The sequence below is a fragment of the Candidatus Thiodictyon syntrophicum genome, from assembly GCF_002813775.1.
Lineage (GTDB): Bacteria > Pseudomonadota > Gammaproteobacteria > Chromatiales > Chromatiaceae > Thiodictyon > Thiodictyon syntrophicum.
The window spans coordinates 6,624,517-6,650,809 of sequence record NZ_CP020370.1; the positions used below are offsets into that span (position 1 = coordinate 6,624,517).

At 66.9% G+C, this 26,293-nt stretch carries 17 protein-coding genes; 5 read left to right on the forward strand and 12 right to left on the reverse strand.

Going from position 1 to position 26,293, the window contains the following annotated elements; all coding sequences use genetic code 11:
* Positions 1–168: 168 nt before the first annotated feature.
* The 7 genes from folE2 to THSYN_RS28405 all read right to left on the reverse strand — a co-directional run bounded on the left by folE2 (position 169) and on the right by THSYN_RS28405 (position 11,282).
* Positions 169–1,026, reverse strand: coding sequence for a GTP cyclohydrolase FolE2 (gene folE2 / locus THSYN_RS28375; RefSeq protein ID WP_100922087.1), 858 nt, complete (start codon positions 1,024–1,026; stop codon positions 169–171).
* A 996-nt stretch (positions 1,027–2,022) separates the two neighbouring features.
* The gene (locus tag THSYN_RS28380) at positions 2,023–2,772 is read right to left on the reverse strand and encodes an LEM-3-like GIY-YIG domain-containing protein (RefSeq protein ID WP_100922088.1); all 750 of its coding nucleotides are present in this window, start codon (positions 2,770–2,772) and stop codon (positions 2,023–2,025) included.
* 90 nt (positions 2,773–2,862) lie between these two features.
* Complete coding sequence (gene purL / locus THSYN_RS28385) at positions 2,863–6,765, reverse strand: phosphoribosylformylglycinamidine synthase (RefSeq protein WP_100922089.1); 3,903 nt, start codon at positions 6,763–6,765, stop codon at positions 2,863–2,865.
* A gap of 372 nt (positions 6,766–7,137) precedes the next feature.
* The gene (locus THSYN_RS28390; RefSeq protein ID WP_157817991.1) at positions 7,138–7,947 is read right to left on the reverse strand and encodes a hypothetical protein; all 810 of its coding nucleotides are present in this window, start codon (positions 7,945–7,947) and stop codon (positions 7,138–7,140) included.
* Between the two features lie 559 nt (positions 7,948–8,506).
* Complete coding sequence (locus THSYN_RS28395; protein ID WP_100922091.1) at positions 8,507–9,127, reverse strand: protein-methionine-sulfoxide reductase heme-binding subunit MsrQ; 621 nt, start codon at positions 9,125–9,127, stop codon at positions 8,507–8,509.
* A complete protein-coding gene (gene msrP, locus THSYN_RS28400; RefSeq protein WP_100922092.1) occupies positions 9,127–10,101 on the reverse strand; it encodes a protein-methionine-sulfoxide reductase catalytic subunit MsrP in 975 nt (324 codons plus the stop codon). The genes THSYN_RS28395 and msrP overlap by 1 nt, the downstream gene beginning before the upstream one ends.
* Before the next feature lie 29 nt (positions 10,102–10,130).
* On the reverse strand, positions 10,131–11,282 hold the full coding sequence (locus tag THSYN_RS28405) for an SEFIR domain-containing protein (RefSeq protein ID WP_100922093.1): 1,152 nt from the start codon (positions 11,280–11,282) through the stop codon (positions 10,131–10,133).
* Between the two features lie 259 nt (positions 11,283–11,541).
* On the opposite strand from THSYN_RS28405, the gene THSYN_RS28410 reads away from it, so the two are divergent.
* Entirely contained in the window at positions 11,542–12,846 is a 1,305-nt protein-coding gene (locus tag THSYN_RS28410) for a transposase (protein WP_100919380.1), read from the forward strand.
* 654 nt (positions 12,847–13,500) lie between these two features.
* Here THSYN_RS28410 and THSYN_RS28415 read toward each other — a convergent pair.
* The 3 genes from THSYN_RS28415 to asd form a co-directional block, all read right to left on the reverse strand.
* On the reverse strand, positions 13,501–14,145 hold the full coding sequence (locus tag THSYN_RS28415; protein ID WP_100922094.1) for a hypothetical protein: 645 nt from the start codon (positions 14,143–14,145) through the stop codon (positions 13,501–13,503).
* Between the two features lie 273 nt (positions 14,146–14,418).
* Positions 14,419–15,738, reverse strand: a complete 1,320-nt coding sequence (locus THSYN_RS28420) for a DEAD/DEAH box helicase (RefSeq protein ID WP_100922095.1) — start codon at positions 15,736–15,738, stop codon at positions 14,419–14,421.
* Between the two features lie 256 nt (positions 15,739–15,994).
* Positions 15,995–16,900 (reverse strand): archaetidylserine decarboxylase, encoded by a 906-nt coding sequence (gene asd / locus THSYN_RS28425; protein ID WP_100922096.1) that lies wholly within the window; start codon positions 16,898–16,900, stop codon positions 15,995–15,997.
* A gap of 414 nt (positions 16,901–17,314) precedes the next feature.
* Here asd and msrB point away from each other — a divergent pair, with 414 nt between their 5' ends.
* Positions 17,315–17,764 (forward strand): peptide-methionine (R)-S-oxide reductase MsrB, encoded by a 450-nt coding sequence (gene msrB / locus THSYN_RS28430; RefSeq protein ID WP_100922097.1) that lies wholly within the window; start codon positions 17,315–17,317, stop codon positions 17,762–17,764.
* 328 nt (positions 17,765–18,092) lie between these two features.
* Here msrB and THSYN_RS28435 read toward each other — a convergent pair whose 3' ends face one another.
* Positions 18,093–20,303: a porin gene (locus THSYN_RS28435; protein WP_236848733.1), complete on the reverse strand. Its 2,211-nt coding sequence runs from the start codon at positions 20,301–20,303 to the stop codon at positions 18,093–18,095.
* A gap of 300 nt (positions 20,304–20,603) precedes the next feature.
* Here THSYN_RS28435 and THSYN_RS28445 point away from each other — a divergent pair, with 300 nt between their 5' ends.
* The 3 genes from THSYN_RS28445 (at position 20,604) to cybH (ending at position 24,410) form a co-directional block, all read left to right on the forward strand.
* Positions 20,604–21,740 carry a hydrogenase small subunit gene (locus THSYN_RS28445; protein ID WP_100922098.1) on the forward strand — a complete coding sequence of 379 codons (1,137 nt, stop codon included), beginning with the start codon at positions 20,604–20,606 and terminating at the stop codon, positions 21,738–21,740.
* On the forward strand, positions 21,737–23,527 hold the full coding sequence (locus tag THSYN_RS28450) for a nickel-dependent hydrogenase large subunit (protein WP_100922099.1): 1,791 nt from the start codon (positions 21,737–21,739) through the stop codon (positions 23,525–23,527). Before THSYN_RS28445 ends, THSYN_RS28450 begins: the two co-directional genes overlap by 4 nt.
* Before the next feature lie 190 nt (positions 23,528–23,717).
* Positions 23,718–24,410: a Ni/Fe-hydrogenase, b-type cytochrome subunit gene (cybH, locus tag THSYN_RS28455; RefSeq protein ID WP_100922100.1), complete on the forward strand. Its 693-nt coding sequence runs from the start codon at positions 23,718–23,720 to the stop codon at positions 24,408–24,410.
* A gap of 251 nt (positions 24,411–24,661) precedes the next feature.
* Here the strand turns inward: cybH and tnpC are convergent, their stop codons facing one another.
* Positions 24,662–26,248, reverse strand: coding sequence for an IS66 family transposase (gene tnpC / locus THSYN_RS28460; protein WP_100918359.1), 1,587 nt, complete (start codon positions 26,246–26,248; stop codon positions 24,662–24,664).
* Positions 26,249–26,293: the final 45 nt, after the last annotated feature.

A 26,293-nucleotide genomic window follows, 5' to 3' on the forward strand; every position in this document is an offset into this window, starting at 1 on the left:
GCCGCAAATGAACGCAAATGGACGCAAATAATCAGAGGCTTGGCTTTTGCTTCATGTTCGCCGTCCGGGTGATGCCCCCGACGATGCCAACCAACAGACTTATTTGCGCTTATTTGCGTTCATTTGCGGCCAAATAATCTTCTCAGGTTTATTCGCGGCTCTCCCCTCCTAAAGCGACGCCTCGGCGATGCGCGCCTCGGCGTCCTTGTCGCGCTCGATCAGGGCATAGGCGGAGTGGTTGTGGATGGACTCGAAGTTCTCCGACTGCACTACATAGGCCGCCACCCGCTCGTCGGCATTGAGCCGCGTGGCCACGTCCCGCACCATATCCTCGACGAACTTCGGATTGTCATAGGCGTGCTCGGTGACATATTTCTCGTCCGGGCGCTTCAACAGCCCGTAAAGCTGCGATGACGCCTCCCGCTCCACCAGCTCGATCAGTTCCTCGATCCAGATGAAACCCCGGGTACGCACCTGCACCGTCACATGCGAGCGCTGGTTGTGGGCGCCGTAGGCGGCGATCTCCTTGGAGCAGGGGCAGAGACTGGTCACCGGCACCACCACCTTGATGTCCAGGGTCGGGTCCCCGTCATGGATCTCGCCGATGAAGGTCACCTCATAGTCCAGCAGGCTCTCCACGCCGGTCACCGGGGCGCGTTTGTTCACGAAGAAGGGGAAGCGCATCTCGATATGACCGGCCGCGGACTCCAACCGGCGGGACATCTCGCGCAGCATCTCCTTGAACGAGTCCACGCTCAGTTCCCGCTCCTGGCTGTTCAGAATCTGCACGAAGCGTGACATGTGCGTACCCTTGAAATTGTGTGGCAGGTACACGTACATGTTGAAGTTGGCCACCGTGTGCTGCTCCAGCCCACCGCGGTCGCGCACCCGCACCGGGTGGCGGATGTCCTTGATGCCCACCTTGTCGATGGCGATGTGACGGGTATCCGCGCTCCCCTGGACGTCGGCGATGCCCGGCGTCACACAGGCCGTGGCACCACAGGTGGATTCGGTCGCTTGCTGCATTGAGCCTTCCTCGACGGGGCCGTTCGGCCCGGGTTATCCGTCAACTTGGTGTCCGGCACGCGCAAGACAACCGCGAAATCGTCCGCCCGTCCGGCGTGAGCCGTCGCGTCGGACAGATCCGACCAAGACAAACCGGCCATTATCGGGGCTCGACCCGGGCGAGGCAAACCGGCGATGGCAGGCAGGGTGCGATCGAAACTGATGTGGGTTGGCTTGAGCGTCGATTGTAGGATGGGCAAAGCGCAGCGTGCCCATCCTCCAGACCTCGACGCGGCCCGGATGGGCACGCCCGAGCGACGCCACGACAGGTTCGGACCATCGCGCGCGGGCTTTGCCCATCCTACGGCGTTCGCGCGACCACATCAGTCTGGATCGCACCCTGGCAGGCTGGCTGGCACGATGATGAGCGTCGGACGGATCAGGCGCAAGCCTGCGGGTGGAGAGCCAGCGGCCTGAATCATCGTTCCGGCCAGCGGCGCCCGGTGCGCACAGCGGACCCTACGGCGTCCACGCCCGTAGGGTCCGCTGCGCGGACCACCGGCCTCGCGACGAACGAGATGGCCGGGACTATCATCAAGGCACTGTCGGCGCGGCCAAGACCAGCCGAAGTCGCCTGTGCGCTTGACGCAGATCGTGCCACTTCGTTACGTCGCAGCCATGATCCTGAGCTTGCGCGACAAGCACAGTAGTGCGCCATTCCACGCTATCTTGCGACCCGTCGAAGCCCCGAAGGGGCGCGATATACCAGCCCAGGGCAACGCCCTGGGTATGAGGTATAACGAAGCCCAGCCCTGAAAGGGCGTGACATAAGACCTGCGTCCCTATGTCACGCCCTTTCAGGGCTAGACCGATTAAACGACACTGTCCCAGGGCGTTGCCCTGGGCTGGTATGTCCGAGCCCGTTGGGGTCGGTACGCACGCCAAGGTGGACCCGGATACGTGGGGATGAATAGGCGCCGAGCACGGCCGCTTGGGGCACTCCTGGCAGGCTCCGAATCATGCGCCTACGTAGACGGTCGGACTCTGATTTCCGCGCTTCAAATACTGATGCACGGCCTTGCCTCGATACTTGTCGCGAATGGACGCTGGCGCAATATCGCCTTCAAATTCAAAGCGGCCAGCGGTATCACGCGCCGAAAGGTCGCGCGTTTCGTAGTGGAGTGTGCGCGCCGGATACCACTGGTGAACGCCGTACACCTCACGCACCAGCCCGTGAAATACCGAGAAGGCATACCGGACGTTGGTGCGACGCTTGCCGAGTCGCCAGATCCCGCGCGTCGCCTCATACAACTCAAGCGCTGACATGTTCTTGCGATAGAGCTTGTTGACGCGCACCAGGAGGACTGGGGCATCAATATTGACTGGCTGCGCCGCATAGAGTTCGGCCAGATCGTCCAGGTTCATCCGCCCCACCTGTAAGCTTCGCCACCCTCTGACCGCATTCGTAAGCGAGCCCAAACCCAGCACGTCAATAACAGCCGCCTCAACCCGGAAGGCGGTTTCCTCATCCTTGAGGCCATGGGCGAGGATCTCAAGCCGAGGAGGAATGCCGCCCGACTTCAGTTCCGCGATCAGACGGGTCTTGGCCGATTCCTTGACGTCGCCAAAGTGCGCCAAGAGGCGTTCTCCGACGCCCTTGCCGACGTAGAACGGCTCGTCCGTACGTGGATCGACGTAGAGATAGACATAGTGACCGAGTGCTTCCGCCACCCCGGGTGGGAGGTGACTCTCGAAGTTCCAGTCCATGCGAGCCTCTTTCAATAAGACGGCGGCTAAGCCGTTCCGCTCTTTTTAGGATGAACAATACGCGCCGAGCGGGTGCCCGGCGCTCCCAGTTCACCCCACCCACACCCGCGCATTCCGAAACAGCCGCATCCAAGGCCCATCCGGCCCCCAATCATCGGGGTGCCAGGAGTGCTGGACGGTGCGGAAGACCCGCTCCGGGTGGGGCATCATGATGGTGACCCGCCCGTCCAGGCTGGTCAGGCCGGCGATGCCGTCCGGGGAGCCGTTGGGGTTGGCCGGGTAGGCGTGGGCGATGCGTCCGTCGTGCTCCAGGTAGCGCACCGCCACCCCGCCGCGGGCCGCGGCCAGGTGCTCGCCGTCGCGGAACTCGGCCCGGCCCTCGCCGTGGGCGACGGCGATGGGCATCCGGGAACCGGCCATGCCGGCCAGGAGGATCGAGGGGGTCGGCAGGACCTCGACCAGCAGGGTGCGCGCCTCGAACTGCTCGGAGCGGTTGCGCACGAAGCGCGGCCAGTGGCCGGTGCCGGGGATCAGCTCGTGGAGATTGGAGAGCATCTGGCAGCCGTTACACACCCCCAGGGTGAAGGTGTCGGACCGCTCGAAGAAGGCTTGGAACTGGTCGCGCGCCCGGGGGTTATAGAGGATAGTCTTGGCCCAGCCCTCGCCGGCGCCCAGGACATCGCCGTAGGAAAAGCCGCCGCAGGCGGCCAGGCCGCGAAAGCGCGCGAGATCCACCCGCCCGGCAATGATGTCGGAGAGGTGCACGTCCACACACTCGAAGCCGGCGGCGTGGAAGGCGGCGGCCATCTCCAGTTGGCCGTTGACGCCCTGATCGCGCAGGATGGCGATGGGCGGACGGACGCCGCGCGCAAGAAACGGGAAGGCGAGGTCGTCCTCCGGGTCGAAGACCAGGCGCGCGCTCAGACCCGGGGCCTCGCTCTCGATGCGCTCATAGGCCTCGGCGGCACAGTCCGGGTGGTCGCGCAGCCCCTGCATCCGGAAGCTGGTCTCGGACCAGATGGACTGGAGCCCGGCGCGGCTGCCGCAATAGAGCACCTCGCTGTGGCGGCGCAGCCGGATGGCCTCGCCCTCGTCCAGGGTGCCGATGACCGGGCTCAGGTCCTCCAGACCGTGCTGGGCGAGGATCAGGAGCACCTCATCGGTGTCGGCATGACAGACCTGGATCACCGCGCCCAGTTCCTCGCTGAACAGGGCGGCCAGGTCCCCCGGCCCCACCGGTGCCAGGTCCAGGTCCACCCCGCAGCGCCCGGCGAAGGCCATCTCACAGAGGGTCGCGAGCAGTCCGCCGTCCGAACGATCGTGATAGGCCAGCAGCAGTCCCTCGGCGTTGAGTTCCTGAATCGCCCCGAAGAAGCGCTTGAGCAGTTCCGGGTCGTCCAGGTCCGGCACCCCATCGACGGCGGGGTCCCCGAGCTGCCCATAGACCTGGGCCAGGCAGGAGCCGCCCAGGCGGTTCTTCCCCTGCCCCAGGTCGATCAGGATCAGGTCCGTGTCCCCCCGATCGGTGCGCAACTGCGGCGTCAGGGTGGCGCGCACGTCCGTCACCGGGGCGAAGGCGGAGACGATCAGCGACAGGGGCGCGGTCATGGCCAGCGGCGCGCCGTCGGGGTCGGCCCAGACGGTCTTCATGCTCATGGAGTCCTTGCCGACCGGTATCGCGATGCCGAGCGCCGGGCACAGTTCCAGGCCGACGGCGCGCACCGCGTCATAGAGTCGGGCGTCCTCACCCGGATGCCCGACGGCGGCCATCCAGTTGGCGGAGAGCCGGACCTCAGGCAGCCCGGTGATGGCCGCCGCCGCGATGTTGGTGAGCGCCTCCCCCACGGCCATGCGCCCGGCCGCCGGGGCGTCCAGCAGCGCCAGCGGGGTACGCTCCCCGAGCGCCATGGCCTCGCCGGTGAAGCCGCGGTAGTCGCTCGCGGTGACCGCGCAGTCGGCGACCGGCACCTGCCAGGGCCCAACCATCTGGTCGCGCGCCACCAGGCCCGTGATGCTGCGGTCCCCGATGGTGATCAGGAATGACTTGTCCGCGACCGTCGGCAGCGCCAGGACCCGGGCGATTGCCTCGTCCAGGCGGATGGCCTTGAGATCGAGCCGCGTGCGCGGCGGGTTCAGACGCGCCGCCTCGCGATGCATCCGCGGCGGCTTGCCGAACAGGAGCTGCAGCGGCAGGTCGATCGGGTCCTCCCCGAGGCGCGCGTCCGTCATGGACAGGTGGGCCGGTTCGAGCGCCTCCCCGACCACGGCATAGGGGCAGCGCTCGCGTTCACAGATCGCCTGGAAGCTCGCCAACTCCGCGGCGGCGATGGCGAGTACATAGCGCTCCTGGGCCTCGTTGCACCAGATCTCCAGGGGCGTCATGCCCGGCTCGGCGCTCGGCACCCGGCGCAGCTCGAAGCGCCCGCCCCGGCCGCCGTCGTGCACCAGTTCGGGCAGGGCGTTGGACAGCCCCCCGGCGCCCACGTCGTGGATGAAGAGGATCGGATTGGCCTCACCGCGCGCCCAGCAACGGTCGATCACCTCCTGGCAGCGGCGCTCCATCTCCGGGTTGGCGCGCTGCACCGAGGCGAAATCGAGATCAGCGGCGGATGCCCCCGAGGTCATGCTGGAGGCCGCCCCGCCGCCCAGCCCGATCAGCATGGCCGGACCGCCGAGCACCACTAGCGGTGTGCCCGCCGGGAAGGGCCTTTTCGCGACGTGTTCGGCGCGGATGTTGCCGATACCGCCCGCCAGCATGATCGGCTTGTGATAGCCGCGCAGTTCCGGGGCCCCGTCCGGGCCCGGGATGGCCTGTTCATAGGTACGGAAATAGCCGGCCAGGTTGGGCCGCCCGAACTCGTTGTTGAAGGCGGCGGCGCCGATGGGGCCCTCCAGCATGATCTCCAGTGCGGAGCAGATGCGCCCGGGCCGTCCATAATCCCGCTCCCAGGGCTGCTCGCCGCCGGGGATGCGCAGGTTGGAGACCGAGAACCCGGTGAGGCCCGCCTTGGGCTTGGCCCCGAGCCCGGTCGCCCCCTCGTCGCGGATCTCCCCGCCCGCACCGGTCGCCGCCCCCGGGTCCGGGGCGATGGCCGTGGGGTGGTTATGGGTCTCCACCTTCATCAGGATATGGATGGGCTCCTCGTGTTCCCCATAGATGCCGGTCACCGGGTCCGGCAGGAAGCGCCGCCCGTCCCAGCCCTCCATCACCGCGGCATTGTCCCGGTAGGCGGAGAGGACCCCGGCCGGGGCGCGCTCGGTGGTGTTGCGGATCATCTGGAACAGTGTCTGCTCCTGCCGCACCCCGTCGATGGTCCAGTTGGCGTTGAAGACCTTGTGCCGACAGTGCTCCGAGTTCGCCTGGGCGAACATCATCAGCTCCACGTCGGTCGGGTCCCGGTCCAGCGCCAGGAAGCTCGCGGCCAGGTAGTCGATCTCATCATCGGACAGGGCCAGTCCCAGCCCGGCGTTGGCCTGCACCAGTGAGGCCCGGCCGCCGACACGCAGCCCCACCCGGGTGAGCGGCCGGGGCTCGGCATGGTCGAAGAGCCGACCCGCGTCCGCGAGGTCCAACAGGACGCCCTGGGTCATGCGATCGTGCAGCAGGTCCGCCGCCCGGTGCAGGTCCGCCGCGGCCAGGGGGGCGCCGGCATCCAGATACCAGGCGGTGCCCCGCTCCAGGCGACGCACCATGGTCAGGCCGCAATTGCGGGCAATCTCGGTCGCCTTGGAGGACCAGGGCGAGATGGTCCCGGCGCGCGGCACCGTCAGGATCAACTGGCCGACCGGCGCCTGGCCGGGCAGGCTGGGGCCGTAGCGCAGCAGGCGGTCGAGGACGGCCTGTTCGGCCTGGTCCAGGTCCCGCTCCAGATCGGCCAGGTGGACGAACTGGGCAGTGAGCCTCACGTCTTGCCCGAGGGCCGCGGCAAGGCGCCCCTGAAGCTTGCGGAGACGGAAATCGGACAGCGCTGGGGCCCCGCGAAGGACGAGCATGATGGGTTCCCGATCGGTGTGAGGGACGGAGGCAATGGCGACGATGATACCCGAAGCGGACGGCAGCGCAGGAGCATCCGCGACCGGCCGTCACTGCTACCCGGGGCTCGGCAAAGAAATATCTCTCACGGAGACACGAAGAAAGAAACACTTAAGGTGAACTCCGGATCACTTTGCACCCGCGCAACAAACCGGAGGTCGAGGCTTCAGCCGGATGCGGCGCCGCGGCCCGCTAAAGCGTCGGCCTCCGGTCGAGCCTTCAGGGTACGAAGTGCTGCGGAGTTCGCCTTAAGGAGCGGCTCTTCTCCGTGTCTTTGTGTCTCTGTGAGAGCATCTTCTTTGAGCGGATCGATGCCGATATGGGCAAGGGGCTCAGGCCGCGGCGAGCAGGCGCCGCTCGGCGAGCGGATAGAGGCTGAGCGCGCCCGTGTAGGCCGCGGGCGGCTCCAGAACCCAACCGTGGTAAGGCTGGTCGTCGCCCGGACGGGCCCGATAGGGCGGGGCGTCTTTACTCGGGTCGAGGCGCAACAGCGCGGACTCACCGACCACCCGCACGTCGCGCCGCAGCACCGCGGCGGCCGCCCAGTCACGCAGCCGCGGGCCGAGCTCCGGCAGGATCCGGGCGGCATCGGTGTAGTCACCGAGTGCGCCCAGCAACAACAGACGCTTATATTCATTGCCCGGATTGAAACGGCGGGGCCCCGCCGCCGCGGTCCCGGCCAGTTCGTCGCGACCATCCAGGTAGACGAACAGGTCGTGCAGCCCCTGCCAGGTCCCGGGTGCCGCGTGCACCTGCGCCCGCACGGCCGCCTCCGCCGCCCGTCCCAAGTCCTTGAGCAGTTGACGCAGGACCCATTCGCGGTAGACCGCAAAACGCGCCTGACCCACGGATCGCGGGTGGCCCAGGTCGCGCAGCAGGTGCTGGAGATTGCCGCACCAGGCGCGGTTCAAACGCTCCTCCTGGCTGGGCGCGGCCGACGGGGCGCGCCACTCCCGATCCGCGGAGCGCCGCGGCGGCAGTGCCGCCTGGATCTGCTCGACCTGATCCTTCAGCGCCCGCAGCATGGCGAGGCGCCGCTCCGGCTCCATGGCGCGATCACGGATCTGCTCCAGTGCCAGCAGGACCCGGGGCAAGACCACCTGCAGGTCAAGGGGACGCGGCCGTTCCAACCGGGTCGTCATGGCGACCCCCAGTGACGGGAACCAGGACGGTGAAGGCCGCTCGGGGGGGTGAGGCCGGGGCCGACCGGGGGCAGGCGGCCGGGAACTGGGCGCCGAATCGATGTCATGGGTTAGGTCCGTCCGTGTCGCCGCTGGGCGGCGCTTATCGGTCAAGGTCAGGTCGGTGCAGGCCGGTGGTCGGCACAGAGGCCGCCCCGGCGCACTGAGTGTGGGCGTATTGGCGCCAGGTCTCAATGACCATTGTCGGAAAATGCGACGGCGTTCACCCAATCGCCCATTCTATCACTCAAATCAGCCCGCCCGCCCCGGGCCCCGGCGCGGCCGGGTGCGATCAGAACTGATGTGTCAACGCATATTTCGTAGGGTACGCATCGCGTCGCCGCCAAGCTGTCACGACCGCCGGAGCCGGGTACGCGATGCGTGGCCTACAGCTACAGCTACCGGACGTTGTCACGGACCGAGCGTCGTTGTCGTTGTCGTTGTCGTTGTCGTTGTCGAATAATCCGACCACGATTACGACAACGACAACGACAGCGTACCCGGGATCTCGGTCACCACATCAGTTCTGACCGCCCCCCAGGCGCGGCCAAGGCACCCGAGCGGCCAACAGCGCGGCCAGCACCGCGGCATAGATCAGCGGTTCGCGCAGATCCGCCTTCACCAGCCAGAGGAAGTGCAGGACGCCCAGGACCGCGATCAGGTAGACGCTGCGATGGAGCAACTGCCAGCGCCGCCCGAGCCGCCGCACCCAGCCGCGGGTGGAGGTCACCGCGAGCGGCACCAGGAGCACGAAGGCGGCAAAGCCGACCATGATATAGGGCCGCTTGCTGAGGTCCGTGACGATCTCCTCCCAGGCCAGGCCACGGTCCAGCACCAGATAGACCGCGACATGCAGCACCACATAGAAGAAGGCAAAGAGCCCGAGCATCCGGCGAAAGCGCAGCAGCCAGCCGCGCCCCGTCAGCCGCCGCAGCGGCGTCACCGCGAGCGTCACCAGGAGCAGGCGCAGGCCCCAGGCCCCCGTGAAGTGCAGCACCGCCTCCACCGGGTTGGCGCCGAGCCGCCCCGCCGTGATCCGCCAGGCCAGGAGCGCCAGCGGCAGCAGGCACAGGAGGAACACCAGCGGCTTGCCGTAGCGCACCGCGGCGCTCTCCTGGCCGCCCGGCCCCGGCCCCGCCATCAGAAGGACTGCCGCAGGTCCATACCCGCGTACAGACTCGCGACCTGATCCGCATAGCCGTTGAACATCAGCGTCTTGCGCTTGGGCGCGAAGAGCCCGTCGCCGATCATCCGGTGCCGCGCCTGGCTCCAGCGCGGGTGATCGACGTCCGGGTTCACGTTGGCATAGAAGCCGTATTCGTCGGGCTGCATCTGGTTCCAGGTATTCACCGGTTGGGTCGCGGTGAAGCTGATCCGCACGATCGACTTGATGCTCTTGAAGCCGTACTTCCAGGGCACGACCAGGCGCAGCGGCGCCCCGTTCTGATTGGGCAGGACCTGCCCATAGAGACCGGTGGCCAGGATGGTCAGCGGGTGCATGGCCTCGTCGATGCGCAGCCCCTCGCGATAGGGCCACTCCAGCACCGCTCGGCGCTGTCCCGGCATCTGTTTGGGGTCGAGCAGGGTCTCGAAGGCGACATAGCGCGCCTGCGAGGTCGGCTTGAAGCGTTTGAGCAGGTCGCCGAGCGGGAAGCCGACCCAGGGCACCACCATGGCCCAGGCCTCCACACAGCGCAGCCGGTAGATGCGCTCCTCCTGGGTGAAGCCGGTCAGAACATCCTCGATCCCGATCTGTCCGGGTGCCTCGCAGGCCCCGTCCACCACCACCGCCCAGGGGCGGGGCTTGAGCGTATGGGCAGTGGCCGCCGGGTCCTCCTTCTCGGTCCCGAACTCGTAGAAGTTGTTGTAGCCTACGATGTCATCGCGGCTGGTCGGGGGCTCATCGGTGCTCTGCGGGCTCGGGCGCACGTTCGCTATCGGCTCCAAGGCGCCGGCCCCCGTCGGGCTCGCCGCCGGCAGGGGCCGCCCCAGCGTCAGCCCGGCGCCGGTCCCGGCCAGGGCCAGCGCGGCCTTCAGTAACTCCCGGCGCCGCGCCCAGACGGCGGGCGGGGTGATCTCCGAGGGGGGAATCGCAGGCGGTTTCAGGATCGGCATGGGACTGGTCTTCCGGGTCGGTGCGAACGCTAGTCCAGTGAGATGCGGCCACCGGCCGCCGGTTCATCCGCGATGGAATAAAGGTTCGGCACCAGGCCGCGGCACCACCCCGGCGAGACTTCAGCGTCGAGCGCCAGGGCCTCGCCGTAGAGGGCCCGGGCGCGCCCGGGGTCGCCGCCGAGTTGCGCCAGTCGGCCCAGCATCATCGGCAGATGAGGGTCCTTGGGGGCTTCCTCGCGCAGGGCGGCGAGTCGGCGCACCGCCCCCTCCTGGTCGAAGGTCGGCGACGAATCGGCCAGGACCCGGGCCTTGGTCTGCCCGTAGCGCGCCGTCTCGTCGGCGCCATTGAGGGCCAGGGCGGCGCGGTAGGCAGCGAGCGCGTCCTCGTAGCGCCCCGTGTCCCTCGCCGCCTCGGCGAGCTTCAGTTGCCGGGCCGATTCCGGGGCCTCCCGGCCCAGCCGCCAGAAGGCCCCCGCGCCTAATCCCAGGAGCAGGACGGCCGGGGCCAGCCACTGAAGGACCGGCCGCGCACGCCGGGCGGGCCCAGCCGCATTCGGTGCGGGCGCCGGCGCGATGGACGCAACCGCCGCGCCCGGCGAAGGCCCCGCCTTCACCGTCGCCGTCGGCGCGCCACCAGGCTCCGCCCAGGGCGCCAGCGCCACCGCGGCCGGCGGCTCCGGCGGCACCACCCCGGGCTGGTGGGTGAGCAGCCGATAGAGCCCCTCGTAACCCGGGTCGGCGCTCGCCAGGCCGAAGCCGCGCAGCCGAAAGTGTGTGTAGGCCTCGAGCGCGCCCGGCACTGACTCGTCCGGCGCCTCGTCGAGCAGCAGCGACACGAAGCGGGCATTGCCCTTGTCGGCATAGATGGCGTTCAAGATCGCCGCCCCCTCCCAGTAGACGCCGCGACCCACCGCCGCACCGGTGCCGACCGGGTCCTCCACCCGCGCCTTGTAGACCGGGGTACAGATCAGCAGCACCCAGTCCGACCGGTCAGGCCGCAACTGCTCCCGGCACCAGCGCGGCCAGTCGATCAACTCCTGCTGGTGGTACTGGTCCAGTTCGGTGGCGATCCCGTCACGGCGCAGTGCATTGGCCAGCGCGAGGACCCGTGCCGAGTGGGCGGGGTCCTCCTGGGCATAGCTGATGAAGACCCGGAGCCGAGGCGGGGTATCGGTGGTCATGGGTGGTCCGGAGGCGGTTAACCTGGAAGCAGCGATTGGTTCACGCAAAGACGCAAAGACGCAAAGTTTTTCAATGCGATACCTCAGTCGCACGGTTGACCTGCCGGGTCACGGGATCAGTGCCCGCAGCAATTCCCGCCGCTAGATTATTTTTCGATACAACAGAGGCTTGGGAATGCCTGAAAAATAGTTTTTCGTAAACTTTCTGCTGCGAATCAGTATACTGCCGCGCACACCTCAGGTTGCGAGGCAGGTATCGATGAGTGCGCCGTTCTCCCGCAAACACCTCAGCGCCGAAGGGCTGCTGCGCGAAGCGCGGCGGGTGTTTGCCCAAATCCCCGACGAGCCCGGCCATGCGATCCCGCTGGTCGATCACCTGATGTCGGGGCTGGCCCTGTTCGGCCTGAAATACCCCTCCCTGCTGCAGTTCGAGCACGACCGCCAGGAGGTCACGACGCGGGCGAACCTCCGGGCGCTCTACGGGGTCGAACGCGCGCCGTGTGACACGCGCTTTCGCGAACGCCTTGATGCGGTCGCACCGAGCGAGCTGTGTCCGCTCTACAAGGCCCTGTTTAGTCAGCTACAGCGCGGCAAGGGGTTGGAGGGGTTTGAGTACCTCGACGGCCACTACCTGCTCTCGCTCGACGGCACCGGCTACTTCTCCTCGCAGAAGGTACACTGCCCGCAGTGTGCAGAGAAGCATCACCGCGACGGCACCACGACCTACTACCATCAAATGCTCGGGGCGGTGCTGGTGCATCCGGATCACCGGGAGGTCTTTCCGCTGGCGCCCGAGCCGATCCTCAAACCCGACGGAGCGACGAAAAACGATTGTGAGCGCAATGCGGCCAAGCGCCTGCTCAGCGAGCTGCGCCGGGTGCATCCGCACCTTAAGCTGATCGTCGTCGAAGACGGGCTGGCCTCCAACGCGCCGCACATCCGTCATCTGCAAGCACTTGATCTGCGATTTATTCTCGGCGCTAAGCAGGGCGACCATACGTTCCTGTTCGACTGGGTCGAGGCCACCGCGCAGACCGCTGAGGCCACGCTCACCGACCGGCAGGGATTCCGCCACCGCTTCCGTTACCTCAACGGCGCGCCCCTCAACGATGCCAACTTCGACCTCGAGGTGAACTTCCTTGAGTACTGGGAGCACGCCCCCGACGGCACCGTGACCCACTTCGCGTGGGTCACGGACATTCGGATCGAGCCGACCAACCTCATGACCCTGATGCGAGGTGCCCGCGCACGCTGGAAGATCGAGAACGAGACCTTCAACACCCTCAAGAACCAAGGCTACCACTTCGAGCACAACTTCGGTCACGGTCAACAGCACCTCAGCACCGTGCTCATGCACCTGATGATGCTGGCGTTTCTGATCGATCAGATCCAGCAACGCTGCTGCCGACTGTTCCAGACTGCGGTGACGGCCGCCAAGAGCAAGACCCGCTTCTGGCGCAAGCTGCGCACCCGCTTCGACCTGTGCCTGATCCCCGACTGGGAAACCCTCTACCGCTCCATTATTACCCCGCCGTCGCTCCCCCTGGGCGCCGACACCTCGTAGGCGCCGGCCGTGACCGCGGGTGCGCGAAGCGCCGTTCTTGAGGGGGATCGTCAGCCAACCGTTTCAACATCGCCGTGCGTCGGTGAGGGGTTGCTGTGCCTGGCTGTGCGCCCTGCCGCCGCGTGCTCGCCCCGGTTGACCTCGCGGCGGCCGAGCGGGAATTGCTGCAGTGCCCGCAACGTTCTTTACTTCTTTGCGTTCTTGGCGTCTTTGCGTGAGCAATTGCCGATTCTCGCGTTTAGGCACCGTCGGGTCCGCTGCGCGGACCGATGCGCCGGCGGCGCCGAAGGGGGGCGGTCCGCACAGCGGACCCTACGGCCGCCGCCGACCCGTGCGAAAACCGGAGGTCGAGGCTTCAGCCGGATGCGGCGCCGCTGCCCGCTAAAGCGTCGGCCTCCGGTCGCGTCGCCCCGGCGGCCTTGGTCATAATCCCGGCCACCCGGCACCGGCGAGAGCACGGGCGGAGCCCGGGTCGAACGCTGGGAGCGCCGCACCCCAGTGCGGCGCGGCCTCGCAGGCGACCGCGACGCTGCGTGCTGTGGGTAGGCCGCGCCGCACTGGGGTGCGGCGCTCCCAGTGGCCGGAGTGATGGTCAAGGCCGCCCCGACCATCGTCGGTCGCGCCTTCGTGGTATGGAGTTCTTCGGAAATCGCCTTATTCGAGCGTGCCGTCGGCCGGTCCAACCAGATAGTCGAAGCCGCCCTCGCCGCACTTGGTCTGCAACTGCGCGAGGATCTGCCGCACCCGGGAGTCGGACTCGTTGGGGCCGCGCATATAGCAGGGCCGGCCCGCGCGGCCATAGGTGAACTCCTCGGTGCACGCCAGGCTGTCGACCGCGCCGAAGATGCCTTTCGCATTCTCATAGTCGCGATGGGGCGCGAACCCCAGCCCCTCGGCATAGGCGACGGCCCCCTGGATCAGCTTGCGGGCGCAGGCGGGCTCTACGGTGCGGAACGACTGACCGTCCGGCACCTCGGTAAGCCCAGGCCTGATCATGTTCTCGTAGGTCCGTTCATTGGCCACGTTGAACAGGGCGTCCTTGACCCCCAGGCAGAACACATCGACCACAAAGGCGGTGATCGCCATCATGCCGTCCGGCATCCGCCGGACCCAGATAATGGTGCCCAGGCCGGTCTCGAACAGTTGCTCCGGGACCAGGCATTCAAACATCGCAAACTTGGAGTATTGCAGCGCCTTGCGCCCGGCGGCCAGACTGGTCGCGGTGCCCTTGGCGACCAGTTTGCGCTTCTTCTTCTTGTCCTGGAGTTGTTTCTGCCGCTGCCGTTCGTTGACTGCCATTGCTCATGCCTCATGGGTATCTGGAGTCCAAGGCTTGCACCTTGGGGGCGGGGGGTAGGGGGTGGGGGCGGGACGGGGTATTCACCCCGTCCCGAACCTTTATTTCACCGTCGATCCCTCGTAGGAGCCCGCGGGTCGGGGGAAAACGTTCCAGACGGGGCGAATGCCCCGTCCGGCCATTGAATCAACGCTTTAGCCGCTCGCAATCAATGGGTTTCGCTGCGCTCTACCCATCCGGCGGGGCGGCGCGAGGCCATCCGCACGACACGCGGGCTATTGTTTCTTACGCAGCGGCGCGAGGCCCGCCTCCCCCGTCGTCGTGGGTTGGCGCCGCTTGCCGATCGCCTTGCGGTCGCGCTCGCGCTCCTTGACCCGCGGCTTGTCGGCGGCGGGGGCGGCCCTGGACTTGGAGGCGGACTTGCGGGGACCCTTGCGCTTGCCGGGGCCGCTGAAGGCGGCCTTGAGCCCGGGGATGGCGCGCGCCTGGAATTCGAGCCCGAGATAGCGCTCGATGCTCTCCATCAGGTTCCATTCCTTGGGACCGACCAAGGCAATCGCCAGGCCCTTCTCCCCCGCCCGGCCGGTGCGCCCGGTGCGGTGCAGATAGTCGTCCCCGCTGCGGGCCAGCTCGAAATTGACCACCAATTGGACCCCGGGGATGTCGAGCCCCCGCGCCGCCACGTCGGTCGCGATCAGGATGCGCACCTGGCCGCCGTGTACCAGGCCCATGACCCGGTTGCGCTCGCGCTGGTCGAGTTCGCCGTGGAGCACCACGCTGCGCTGGCCCTGGCCCACCAGCAAGGGGCCGAGCGCGATGGCCCGCTCCCGCGTGTTGGTGAAGACCAGGACCTTCTCCGCCGGCTCGTTCTGGAGCAGCCACAGCAGTTGGGCCTGCTTGTGTTCGGTGTCGTCGCTCAGGATCACCTGGTGGGCGATGTCCGGGTGGCCCTCGCGCACCGGGTTGATGACCAGCACCCGGGGGTCGCGCAGCAACTGGTCGGTGATGGCGGCCAGGCCCCGATGGTGCAGGGTGGCGGAGAAGAGCAGCGACTGACGCGCCGGGTTGGTGTGGCCGATGATCGCGAGCACGTCCTCGGCGAAGCCCAGATCGAGCATCCGGTCCGCCTCGTCCAGGACCAAGACCTCAAGGTCGCGCAGGTCCGCGGCACCGCTCTGGATGGACTCCAGCAGCCGGCCCGGGGTCGCCACCAGGATCTCGGGGTTGCGCCGCAGTGCGGCGAGCTGGCGGTCGTGCCGCTCCCCGCCGATGATGACGGCCGCGGTGAGCCGGGTGAGGCTCGCCAGGCGCATGAAATGGATATAGATCTGCCGCGCCAGCTCGCGGGTGGGCACCAGGATCAGGGCGCGGGTGGCGCTGCGCGGCGCACGCACGCTGAGCAGGCGCTGCATGATCGGCAGCAGGAAGGCGGCGGTCTTACCGGACCCCGTGGCGGCGGAGACCAGCAGATCCAGCCCGTCCTGGGCGAGCGGAATGACCTGCGCCTGCACCGGGGTGGGCGTCTCGAAGCCAGCCTTCTCCAGGCCGCGCACGAGCGCCTCCGGGAGCATGAATTGGGAAAATTGTGGGTTCATCGGCGGCACCATACCAGGAAACGGCGGCGGCGGGGGACTGTCGGACGGCGCGGATCGGCTGAAGTGGAGCAGAAAATTGTCCGCAAATGAACGCAAATAAGAAAGGCGCGTGAACGGGGGGCGCGACGAGGGTGCCCACTGTCACCCGACCGTGCCCCGGGCGGGGACCGACCAGTCTCCAATTTCTTTCTTCTTTGCGTTTATTTGCGTTTATTTGCGGACAAATCCTTCTTCTCGACGCAAGGCAGCGACTAGCCTAGCCCAGGGTCCCGAGCCGCTGCCCCAGCCGCACCGCCTGGCCCGGGGCCAGGGCCGGGTCCCAGGCCAGGACCCCCGGGGGAAAGAGCAGGACGATGGTCGAGCCCAGATTGAAGCGGCCCATCTCCTCCCCGCGCCCCAGGTGCACCCGCCGGGACTTGCCCGTGTAGTGCCAGCGTTGGCAGCGCAGCCCGGACAGGGCGGGGGCGACCTCGCCCTCCCAGACCGTCTCGATCCCGCCGACGAAGATCGCCCCCACCAGCACCAGGGCCATGGGGCCCGCATCGGTGCCGAACAGACACAGCACCCGCTCGTTGCGCGCGAAGAGCCCGGGCACCCGCTGCGCCGTCATGCGGTTGACGCTGAACAGTCGGCCCCCAAGATAGGTCATCTCCGCCAGGTCCCCGGCGAGCGGCATGTGGACGCGGTGATAGTCGCGCGGTGACAGATAGATAGTCGCGAAGCGGCCCCCATCGAACAGGTGGTGGGCGTCGGTAGCGCCGCCCAGGAGGTCGCTCACCGAATAGTCGTGGCCCTTGGCCTGGATGATGCGCCCATCGACGATGGTCCCGATCTGGCTGATGGTCCCGTCCGCCGGCGAGAGCACCGCCGCCGGGTCCGGGTCCAGCGGGCGGGCGTCCGGGCGCAGGGCACGGGTGAAGAAGGCGGCGAGGTGCGGGTAGGCGGCAAGATTGGGCTCTGCCGCCAGGCTCAGATCGACGCCCACCAGGCGCGCATAGGTGCGGATCATCCAGCCCTTCAACGGCGCCGCCTCGACCCGCGCGAGCCGGTACATCAGGAGCGAAAGCCCGTGTTGCGGCAGCAGATACTGGAGACCCACGAAGAGGCGCGCGCCCCAACGTGACACCCGGCGTGAGTCCCGGCTCGATTGCGTAGCGTTCATTGCCCCTCCGGCAAACGTGAATTCCAGATGCGGTCAGCCGCCGCTGGTCGGCCAAGGCGCGCGGCGGCCCTGTTCGGTCGAGCCTGGGCCTTATCTGGATCTTACGGACCGCATCCCCGGGCGTCGAGTGCCCCGGACGGCCGACTGGACCCCGGGCCGGACGGGGCTTGCGCCCAATGCCGTTAAGTCAAGCGGTGTTGGCTCCCACGCTCCTGCGTAGCGGGCCGGACGGGGCATTCGCCCCGTCCGCAATGTTATCTCCGAACCCGCGCCCCCATGAGAATTTGCGGCGACGGAATATTAAGGTTCAGGACGGGGTGAATACCCCGTCCCGCGCAAGGTACCCCGTCCCGCGCAAATCTCTTGGCGTCCTTGGCGCCCCGGCGTGACAAATCCGAACCACGAGGTCCTCTCATGAGCGACAACAGCGACAAGATCGACAAGACCGAAGCGCAGTGGCGTGCAGAACTCACGCCCGAGCAGTACCGCGTGGCCCGCGAGCGGGGCACCGAGCCCGCCTTCACCGGCCGCTACTATGACACCAAAGAGCCCGGCCTCTACCGCTGCGGCGCCTGCGGAGCCGAGCTGTTCGACTCGGCGCAAAAATACGACTCCGGCAGCGGCTGGCCCAGCTTCTGGCAACCGGCCAACCCCGCGGCCATCGGCACCGACACCGACAAGACCCACGGGATGCACCGCACCGAGGTCCACTGCAACCGCTGCGGCGCCCACCTGGGCCACGTCTTCCCCGACGGCCCCCGCCCCACCGGGCTGCGCTACTGCATCAACTCGGTGTCGCTGGACTTCGCGCCCAAGGCCACAGGAGCAGGGGCGTCCCGCCCCTGCGAATCAGAGGACACCTGAACCACCCGAGCCCTTGGACTCCAGTTGGAGAAACGCCTGGACAAGCGCAGCGCAGTCCACCAGCGACAGCGCGAGCCGCGGTGGACTGCGCTGCGCTTGTCCACCCTACGGCCTGGGTTTAGGACGTTTCGCCCGCGGGGCGGCTCGCCGGGGATGTACTCGCCGCCGCCCTGGCGGCGCCCGAAATGGCCGTTCGACAGGACCAGGACGGCGACCGCTGCACGGTCCATCCCGATCTCTCGGGCTCATAAAGCCCGGACAAAAAAACGGGGCCAACTGGCCCCGTTTTCACACATCCCTGTGCGCCCTAAGGCGCGTTCTCAGCCTATCAGAAGCTGTGGTTCATGCCGATCGAGAAGCCGCTCCAGTCGGCATCTTCGATCTTGTCCGAGACCTTGGTATAGAGCAGGAAGGCCGCGGTACGCTTGCTGAAGTTGTAGTCGTACCCGATGGCCCAGGAGTTCTTCTGCTTGTTGTTGACCAGGATTTCGCTGGCGAAATACTGCCCGAGCGCGCTCGCCTCGCAGGTGTAGCGGAAGCCAACGCCGTTCGGATCGGCGCAGTTGTCCAGATCGGCACGGCCCCACATGGCCTTGATCATGTTGTTGCCGAAGGCGTAGCCGGCCTGCACCTGGAAGAAGTTGCCGTTCGATTGCGTGGGCGCACCCAGGATGTTCTGACGCTGCTCGTAGATACCCGTCAGGCTGAAGCCGTTCCAGTCCAGCAGCCCCAAGCCGACGCGCACCCTGGTGTCGCTCTTGGCGGTACGGTCCTGGTACAGCACGGCATAGTCGGCGTTCTGGGTCTCCCAGTTGCTCTTGTCCAGGGACTCGTAGGCGACGGACCCGTAGAAGGGGCCGTTCTTGTAGATAGCCGCCAGGGAGTAGGCACCGGTGATGGAATCGGCATTCTGGTCGAGCGCGCCCAGCAGGGTACCGCCATTTTGGGGGGTCATGGCCGCGATAAACTGGAAGCCGTTCCAGTTCGGGGACATATAGGCAACCACGTTGTCGAGCCGCGCGTAGGCGAAGCCGATGGTGGCGTTGTTGTCAGCCAGGGTGTCGTAGAAGAGGTCCAGCTTGCCCGTGGACATCGTCAGCGGGCTGTCGTAACGACCCAACATGAAGGTACCCCAATCGCCCGCCAACCCGACGAAGCTATTGCGGATGTTGACGCCGGAGTTGGTGACCAAGGTCCCACGGTTGCCGTTGGCCAGGACCGTATCGCGGTTGGCATTGGTGATGTCGACACCGATTTCGATCTGGTAGACCGCCTTGAGGCCATTGCCCAGGTCCTCGGAGCCCTTCACACCCAGTTTGTTGGCGGGACCGACGACGGCGGCGTTGCTGGTGTCCATGCCCCAGCCCTTATAGGACCGGCCGCGCTGATAGGCACCGCTGACCGCCGCCGCGTAGGCGAGGTTCTGCAACTGGTTCAATCGCGCCGTCGCATTGTTGTAATACGCTTGGGTGACGTTGCCGATCTGCAGATCGCTCGTCAGCTTCGCATGCTGACCCGCGAAATAGGCGTCCATGCTGTAGGCGCCGGCTTGCGGCGCCACGGTTGCGACCGCCATGTTCTGCGCTGCGGCAAAGTTCGCCTGATAGCTGTTCCAGGCGCCTCCGGCAACCTTATCATAGGCGTCGGCCGCCGCAACACTCGCCTGCGCCGCGGTGGCGCCCTGGGCAAGCCGGGCGTTGTAGGCAGCCACACCGGCCTGGTCGGCCGTTGTGATGACCTGAGCCGGGCTGTAATTGTAGCCGTTGGCCAGGGCGGTCGCGCCGGCAAGCTGGGCCCAGTTCTGGGCATTGAGCGGGTAGGCCGACTTCAAGGAGATCGCCGCAGCCTGGTAATAGGCTGCTTGTGCCTGGGGGTTCAGGAACCGAGTGACCTGCGATCCCTGCGAGGCGGTTGGCATAAAGGCGGTACTGGCGGCGGAGCCGGGCACCGGCTGCCCACGCCAACGGTTGTAGTTCAGCGCATTGTTGGGATCACCGCTGAAGCCAGTGCCGGTACCCATAACAGTCACAGGCCAGCGCTGGGCGGGGTAGGTCCCCAGGGCGCCCAGGGTGTCGTAGTTAGCCGCGCTGCCGTTCTTGAATCTGGCGAAGTCGAACTGCGGGCGCAGGGCTTCCTGACCAGGACGGTGGAAGGTGGCGTTCTGTTCGACGTCGATGTAGTCGAGGGAGACATTGACTTTGCCGTACAGGATGGCCTCGGCCGAGGCGACTGCCGGCACGGCCAGGGCGGCGGCGACCGCCAGGGTGAGAAGGTTCTTGTTCATCATGATCTCCGCTGTTGTGGATTCAGCAACAAGGACTGCATAAAGTTTCACGCAATCGTGCTTTGCGGGTTGAACTATAGACGACCCGGGAGACGCTTGCAACAGTGTCGAGAAAAAAAAGAGACACCGGAGACATGTGTTGCTTTTTTGACGCAACAGCGGGCCGGGCGTCGTTGTCGTTGTCGTTGTCGTGGTCGGATTATTCGACAACGACAACGACAACGACAACGAGAGCGTACCCGGGATCTCGGTCACCACATCAGTTCTGGTCGCACCCGGGCGCCTAGCCGCGCGAGGCCGACAGGGCAGATAAGGTACACGGCGCCGCATCCACCAGCCGCACCACGGAACTGAAAAATAGAACGCAAAGATAGTTTGCAGCCAAACCCGAACGACTGGTTACAACCTTTACGGCACAACCCCTTGGCAGACCGCAAGCCGAAGCGCAAGCCACTGATTCGACTAAATACCCACCTTGGCCCGGCACTTGCTGCGAGCTTTCCTATACCAAGACGCGACCCCCAAGCCGGGCCGCCCACCCCAGGGGAGTAGACGATGCCGACCACCGAGACCTTCTATGAGGTCATGCGGCGCCAGGGGATCACCCGCCGCAGCTTTCTCAAATTTTGCAGCCTCACCGCCACGGCCCTGGGGCTGGGGCCGGCCTACACCGCGCAGCTCGCGCACGCCATGGAGACCAAACCGCGCATCCCGGTGCTGTGGCTCCACGGGCTGGAGTGCACCTGTTGCTCGGAGTCCTTCATCCGCTCGGCCCACCCCCTGGTCAAGGACGTGATCCTGTCCATGATCTCGCTCGACTACGACGACACCATCATGGCCGCCTCCGGGCACCAGGCCGAGGCGATCGTCGCGGAGATCCGGGAAAAGTACAAAGGCAACTATATCCTGGCGGTGGAGGGCAACCCGCCGCTCAACCAGGACGGCATGTCCTGCATCATCGCCGGGCGGCCCTTTCTTGAGCAGTTGAAAGAGGCGGCGGCGGACTGCAAGGCGATCATCTCCTGGGGCTCCTGCGCCTCCTGGGGCTGTGTCCAGGCGGCCCACCCCAACCCGACCCACGCGGTCCCGATCCACCAGGTCATCCATGACAAGCCCATCATCAAGGTCCCGGGTTGTCCGCCGATCGCCGAGGTCATGACCGCGGTCGTGACCTTCATGCTGACCTTCGATCGCATCCCTGAACTGGACCGCCAGGGCCGGCCCAAGATGTTCTACGGCCAGCGGATCCATGACAAGTGCTACCGCCGGGGCCACTTCGACGCTGGCCAGTTTGTCGAGACTTGGGACGACGAGGGCGCACGCCGCGGCTACTGCCTCTATAAGATGGGCTGCAAGGGGCCGACCACCTACAACGCCTGCTCCACTACCCGCTGGAACAACGGTGTCTCCTTCCCCATCCAGTCCGGCCACGGGTGCATCGGCTGCTCCGAGGACGGCTTCTGGGACAAGGGTAGCTTCTACGACCATGTGACCGACACCCGGGTCTTCGGCGTCGAGCTCAACGCGGACCGGGTGGGCTTTGCCGCCGCCGGGACCGTAGGTGCGGCCGTGGTGGCCCACGCGGCGGCGTCCGCCATCAAGCGCATCCGCAAGCCGGCGGAGTTCGGCGATCAGGAGCCTGGGAAGACTCAGGCCGACGCGGGTAACGATCAGACAGGTGAGCGTTCATGAGCATCGAGACCCCCAACGGCTTCACCCTGGACAATGCCGGCACCCGGGTCGTGGTGGACCCGGTGACCCGCATCGAGGGTCACATGCGCTGCGAGGTGAATCTCGACGCGAACAACGTGATCCGCAACGCGGTGTCCACCGGCACCATGTGGCGCGGGCTGGAGGTGATCCTCAAGGGCCGCGACCCGCGCGACGCCTGGGCCTTCACCGAGCGGATCTGCGGTGTCTGCACCGGCACCCATGCCCTGACCAGCGTGCGGGCGGTGGAGGACGCGCTCGGGATCCAGATCCCGGAGAACGCCAACACCATCCGCAACATCATGCAGTTGACGCTCCAGTCGCACGACCACCTGGTGCATTTCTACCACCTGCACGCGCTCGACTGGGTGGACGTGGTCTCGGCGCTCAAGGCCGATCCCAAGGCGACCTCCACCCTCGCCCAGTCCATCTCCAACTGGCCGCAGTCGTCCCCGGGCTGGTTCCGCGACGTGCAAAACCGGCTCAAGCGCTTCGTGGAGTCCGGACAGCTTGGCCCCTTCATGAACGGCTACTGGGGCAACCCGGCCTACCAGTTGCCGCCCGAGGCCAACCTGATGGCGGTCGCCCACTATCTGGAGGCGCTCGACTTCCAGCGCGAGATCGTCAAAATCCACACCGTCTACGGCGGCAAGAACCCCCACCCCAACTGGCTGGTGGGCGGCGTCGCCTGCGCCATCAACCTCGACGACACCGGGGCCGTGGGCGCGGTCAACATGGAGCGGCTGAACCTGGTCTCCTCCATCATCGACCGCACCATCGACTTCATCGACCAGGTCTACGTCCCGGACCTGCTGGCAATCGCGTCCTACTATAAGGAGTGGACCTACGGCGGCGGGCTCTCCAGCCGCTCGGTCATGTCCTACGGCGACATCCCGGAACGGGCCAATGACAACAGCGCCGCCAACCAGCTCCTGCCCCGGGGCGCCATCATCAACGGCAACCTCGACGAGGTCCACGACGTGGACCTGCGCGATCCGGCGCAGGTCCAGGAGTTCGTCGCCCACTCCTGGTACCGCTACCCGGATGAGCGCAAGGGCCTGCACCCCTGGGACGGGGTGACCGAGCCCAACTTCGTCCTGGGTCCGAACACGGTCGGCACCAAGACCAACATCCAGGCCATCGACGAGGGCGCCAAGTACTCCTGGATCAAGGCCCCGCGCTGGCGCGGCCACGCCATGGAGGTCGGCCCCCTGGCGCGCTGGGTGATCGGCTATGCCAAGGGCATCCCGGAGTTCAAGGAGCCGGTAGAGAAGGTCCTGACGGATCTGAATCTCCCGGTCACGGCGCTGTTCTCGACCCTGGGCCGCACCGCCGCCCGCGGTCTGGAGGCCTCCTGGGCGGTACACAAGCTGCGCTATTTCCAGGACAAGCTGGTGGCCAACCTCAAGGCCGGGGACAGCGCTACCGCCAACACCGACAAGTGGGACCCGGACACCTGGCCCAGCGAGGCCAGGGGCGTGGGCACCACCGAGGCCCCGCGCGGGGCGCTCGGGCACTGGATCGTCATCAAGAAGGGGCGGATCGAGAACTATCAGGCCGTGGTCCCCACCACCTGGAACGGCTCGCCGCGGGACCCGGCGGGCAACATCGGCGCCTTCGAGGCGGCCCTGCTGAACACCCCGGTAGCGGTGCCCGATCAGCCGCTGGAGATCCTGCGCACCCTGCACAGCTTCGACCCTTGTCTCGCCTGCTCGACCCATGTCATGAGCCCGGAGGGGGAGGAGCTGACGCGGGTCAAGGTGCGGTAGGCCAAGAAAATTTTGCCGCAAATGAACGCCAATAAACGCAAATGATCATGACCTCGACAGTCCCGGCCGGATTACCTGTCCAGGCATCGCGTTTACCGGCGCCAACGCGAAGGACATTCGCGTTTATTTGCGTTCATTTGCGGCTAATCCTCTTTTCCGGCTCATTGATTCGCCGCGGAGATCTGCACCCATGAGCACCGCCGTCCCCACCGTCAAACGCACCGCGGTCTATGTCTACGAGGCCCCGCTGCGCGCCTGGCATTGGACCAATGCCCTGTCCATCACCATCCTGGCCGTCACCGGGTATCTGATCGCCAACCCCTTGCCGACCCTGCCCGGGGCGGCGAGCGATCATTACCTGATGGGCTATCTGCGCTTCGCCCACTTCGCCGCCGCCTATGTCTTTGCCGTCGGCTTCATCTTCCGGCTCTATTGGGCCATGGTCGGCAACCGCTGGTCGCGCCAACTCTTCGCCCTGCCCTTCTGGCGGCGGCGCTTCTGGAGCGAACTGTGGCACGAGGTGCGCTGGTACGCCTTCCTGGAGCCGGAGCCGCGCAAGTACATCGGCCATAACCCCTTGGCCCACCTGTTCATGGTCGTCATCATCACCGTGGGCGGCATCGTCATGATGTTCACCGGCTTTGCCCTCTATTCGGAGCAGACGGGCTTGGGCAGTTGGCAGGACCGCTGGTTCGGCTGGGTCATCCCCTTCGTCGGCCAGAGTCAGGACGTGCGGATGTGGCACCACTGGGGGATGTGGGTTATCTCGATCTTCGTCATGCTCCACGTCTATACCGCCATCCGCGAAGACATCCTGTCGCGCCAAAGCCTGATCAGTACCATGATCAGCGGGTGGCGGATGTTCAAGGACGACCGCCCATAGGCCGTAGGATGGGTAGAGCACAGCGAAACCCATCATTCACTTTCCCGGTAACCGTTTAGCCCCCCCTGGGTGCTGGGTGCCAAGGAGTCCCGGCGGGTCGCGGCGGCCTTGATCATAAATCCGGCCATCAGCCCTTGCGGCGGCCCGTCGCGGCCGGGAACCGCTCCGACGCCGTAGGAGCGACCCCGGCTGCGACGCGTGCCAGCCGCGGCCGGGCCGCAATTATGATCACGGCCGGTCGCGGCGATCGGTCAGATGGCAGGTAAGGGCAACGGCGGGGCCTGAAGCCCTTGGCGGCGCTGGCGGACTACCTCGGCCAGATACGGCCAGGGCGAGACGGCGCGTTTGCGACAGGTCTCGATGACGCTGGCCAGGTGGGCGAAGGCGCGGGTGCCCTGCGCGGTGCGGGTCCCCATGCCGATGCGGCGGGCGATGACCCAGTGGCGCAGGGCGCGCTCGGCTTCGTTGTTGGTCAACGGCAACTCCGGATGGTCGAGTACCACCCAGAAGGTGTCCCAGTCGTTGAACAACTCGCGCGCCAGCGCGCGCATCTTCTCATGCGGCGCATCGACCTGACGCAGGCACTCGTCGAGCAGGGCGTTGAGCATCCGCGCATGCCGTGCGCGCAACACCCCGACGGGGGGCGGGGCGCCGCGGGCGTCGTAAACGGCGGCCATCACCGTCGCGATGACCGTCAGGATCTCGCTGCCAAAGCGCTGGGCCGCCGGTTCCAAGCCATCTTCCAGCGCCTGGGCCTTGCGGATCAGGTGGGCCAGGCAGCGCAGCCGTTGGTCCAGGTCGCGATAGGCCCAGAAGCCGTCGCTCATCAACCAGCCGTTGAAGGTCTCGCCGAGCACCTGGCGCACGACCTCCACCGAGCGCTTGCCAACGACGAACAGCGTGGCGGTGGCACAGGTGAACACCCACAGCCACCGCAGCCGACCATGCTCCTTCCAACTGGTTTCATCGGCATAGCGCAGTTCGACATTGCGCACCGCCGCGTAGAGTTCCGCCTCGACCACCGGGGCCACCGCCCGTCCGGCTTCGTGAAGGCACTGGTTGATGGTCGCGCTCGACAACTCCAGACCCAGCCAATCGGACAGAAACTCACGGACCCGCGCCCGCGACAACCGCATGCGCTGGCTCAAGGCGCAGATGAAGGACACTAGCAACGGTCCGGCCAAATGCCACTCGGTCAGGGCCACCGTCCACTCGACCTCGCCCGCCGCGCGCCCCGGCTGCGCCTGCGTCCAGTGGCCGCAATCGCAGCAGCATTCAAAATAGATGTGCTTGGTCTGGCGCAGGAGCAGTCCGGTCGCGCCGGCACCGGGCTGGATCAGCTCGATTTCGTAGCGGGCGTTGTGTGCCCGCGCCACATGAGCATCCGTCAACGCCTGGCCGCACCCCGCACAGCAGGTTGGCCGGTGAGGCTGCTCGGCGTCCACCGGCAGGTGCTGGGTGCGGCTGTGCCCCGGGCTGCCCGGGCGCCGACCGGGGGGCTGGCCGGTGACCGTCCGGTGCGAGCCCTGACGGCGCGGCCGGGGCGCCGCCGGCCCCGCCGGCTCAGCGTCGCCGGGGGTGTCTGCCGCAGCGGCCCCGTCCTGCGACCCCGCGGGGACGTCGGGCTGGCCAGCGGGCGTGTCCTGACCGCCCGTGCCCTCCCACGGCAGCCGCGTGCTCGGTGGCCGCGAACTGTTGGAGGGGTTCTGCCCCAGCCGCTCGCGCGCCGCCTTCAGGTCCGCCAGCGCCTTGCCCAACAGCACCCGCGCCTGCGCCGACGTGAGCGTCTGCAGGTAGGCGTCGTCGAATTGTCTGAGGTCGTGATCGCTCAGGTGCATGGCGGGGGCGTGGCGGCGCTGGCGCACTCTCGTATAGAAGCTTGG

Excerpts from the sequence above, each read along its gene's own strand:
- folE2 (WP_100922087.1), bottom strand. The coding sequence starts at position 1,026 with ATGCAGCAAGCGACCGAATCCACCTGTGGTGCCACGGCCTGTGTGACG.
- THSYN_RS28380 (WP_100922088.1), bottom strand. The coding sequence starts at position 2,772 with ATGGACTGGAACTTCGAGAGTCACCTCCCACCCGGGGTGGCGGAAGCA.
- purL (WP_100922089.1), bottom strand. The coding sequence starts at position 6,765 with ATGCTCGTCCTTCGCGGGGCCCCAGCGCTGTCCGATTTCCGTCTCCGC.
- THSYN_RS28390 (WP_157817991.1), bottom strand. The coding sequence starts at position 7,947 with ATGACGACCCGGTTGGAACGGCCGCGTCCCCTTGACCTGCAGGTGGTC.
- THSYN_RS28395 (WP_100922091.1), bottom strand. The coding sequence starts at position 9,127 with ATGGCGGGGCCGGGGCCGGGCGGCCAGGAGAGCGCCGCGGTGCGCTAC.
- msrP (WP_100922092.1), bottom strand. The coding sequence starts at position 10,101 with ATGCCGATCCTGAAACCGCCTGCGATTCCCCCCTCGGAGATCACCCCG.
- THSYN_RS28405 (WP_100922093.1), bottom strand. The coding sequence starts at position 11,282 with ATGACCACCGATACCCCGCCTCGGCTCCGGGTCTTCATCAGCTATGCC.
- THSYN_RS28410 (WP_100919380.1), top strand. The coding sequence starts at position 11,542 with ATGAGTGCGCCGTTCTCCCGCAAACACCTCAGCGCCGAAGGGCTGCTG.
- THSYN_RS28415 (WP_100922094.1), bottom strand. The coding sequence starts at position 14,145 with ATGGCAGTCAACGAACGGCAGCGGCAGAAACAACTCCAGGACAAGAAG.
- THSYN_RS28420 (WP_100922095.1), bottom strand. The coding sequence starts at position 15,738 with ATGAACCCACAATTTTCCCAATTCATGCTCCCGGAGGCGCTCGTGCGC.
- asd (WP_100922096.1), bottom strand. The coding sequence starts at position 16,900 with ATGAACGCTACGCAATCGAGCCGGGACTCACGCCGGGTGTCACGTTGG.
- msrB (WP_100922097.1), top strand. The coding sequence starts at position 17,315 with ATGAGCGACAACAGCGACAAGATCGACAAGACCGAAGCGCAGTGGCGT.
- THSYN_RS28445 (WP_100922098.1), top strand. The coding sequence starts at position 20,604 with ATGCCGACCACCGAGACCTTCTATGAGGTCATGCGGCGCCAGGGGATC.
- THSYN_RS28450 (WP_100922099.1), top strand. The coding sequence starts at position 21,737 with ATGAGCATCGAGACCCCCAACGGCTTCACCCTGGACAATGCCGGCACC.
- cybH (WP_100922100.1), top strand. The coding sequence starts at position 23,718 with ATGAGCACCGCCGTCCCCACCGTCAAACGCACCGCGGTCTATGTCTAC.
- tnpC (WP_100918359.1), bottom strand. The coding sequence starts at position 26,248 with ATGCACCTGAGCGATCACGACCTCAGACAATTCGACGACGCCTACCTG.